Source organism: Streptomyces sp. SA15 (genome assembly GCF_002291145.1).
GTDB lineage: Bacteria > Actinomycetota > Actinomycetes > Streptomycetales > Streptomycetaceae > Streptomyces.
The window spans coordinates 1599-3139 of the sequence record NZ_NTGE01000135.1 but is presented as its reverse complement, the minus strand read 5'-3'; the positions used below and the strand labels follow the sequence as shown (position 1 = coordinate 3139).

Genomic DNA, 1541 nt, shown 5'->3' with positions numbered 1-1541 from the left:
TGTTCGTCGGCGACACCCTGGTGTGCCAGTGGGACGTACGCGCCGGTGCCCTGCCCGACGGCCTCCTGGACACCCTCTTCGCGGACTACGCGCGCACCCTGCGCGACCTCTGCGAGCGGGAACCGACGCAGGGCACCGACGAGCCGCCGCCGAAGAAGCCCCTCGTCGGCGCGGCCCGTGACTTCGCGCCCGGCCGCACGCTGGCCGACCGGCTGGAGCGGGCGCTGGCCGAGCACGCGGGGCGGGTCGCGCTGCGGGCCGGGGCGGAGGAGCTGACGTACCGGGAGCTGGGCGCCCGCAGCGCCCGGCTCGCCCGCCACCTGCGGGCGGCCGGCGTGGGTGTGGCCGACCGCGTGGCCGTGCACCTGGAGCGGTCCGTGGACCTCGTGGTGGCGCTGTTGGCGGTGGTGAGGGCGGGCGCCGCCTACGTCCCGCTCGACCCGGCCAACCCTCGCTCCCGTACCCGCCTGCTGGCGGAGGACTGCGAGGCCCGGCTGGTGATCACCGACTCCGGACTCCGTACGGTGTTCGACGGGCTGCCGGTCCGGGTGGTGGACGTGACGGCGGACCGCGCGCGGATCGACGCGGAGGACGCCGGGGAGCTGGTGGCGGGCGCGGGCCCGGAGGATCCGGCGTACATGATCTACACCTCGGGGACGACCGGCCGTCCGAAGGGCTGCCCCAACGCCCACCGGGGCGTCGGCAACCGGCTGCACTGGGCGCAGGAGCGGTTCCGGCTCGGGCCGGGGGACCGTGTCGCGCAGAAGACGCCGTGCGGCTTCGACGTGTCCGTGTGGGAGTTCTTCTGGCCGCTGCTCGCGGGCGCCTGCGTGGTGTTGGCCCGGCCCGGGGTGCACCGTTCCCCGGCCGCCATGGCCCGCTGGTTCGCTGAAGCCGGCATCACCGTCAGCCACTTCGTGCCGTCGATGCTGTCGCTCTTCCTCGATGAACCGGGCGCGGCGAGGGCGACGTCGCTGCGGCTCGTGCTGGCCAGCGGGGAGGCCCTGCCGGCGGACACCGTGCGCCGCTTCCAGCAGGTGCTGCCCGGCACGGAGCTGCACAACCTGTACGGGCCGACGGAGGCCGCCATCGACGTCACCCACTGGGCCTGCCCGCCGGGATGGTCCGGCTCGGACGTGCCGCTGGGCGGCCCGATCGACAACACGACCATCCATCTGCTCGACGCCGGCCTGCGCCCGGTCGCGGCCGGCGCCGTCGGCGAGATCTGCGTCGGCGGACCGGCGGTGGGGCTCGGCTACCACCGCCGGCCCGAGGCGGAGGCCGAGCGCTTCGTGCCGTCACCGTTCCCCAAGGACGCGGGCGGGCGGCTGTACCGCACGGGCGATCTGGGCCGGGTCGACGAGCACGGTCTGCTGCGTTTCCTCGGCCGCCGGGACGACCAGTTCAAGATCCGGGGGCTGCGGGTGGAGGCGCAGGAGATCGAGACGGCGCTGCGGGCCGTCGCGGGCGTGGACGACGCCCGGGTGCTGCCGTGGACCGGCCCGGGCGGCGACCAGGAGCTGGCCGCGCTGTGCCGGAGC

Annotated in this window: 1 protein-coding gene; it reads left to right on the top strand. The window is 75.7% G+C overall.

The window, feature by feature from the left end:
* Window positions 1-1541: amino acid adenylation domain-containing protein (locus tag CLM62_RS31675; protein WP_218835641.1), on the top strand; the 1541-nt coding region annotated here is incomplete at both ends.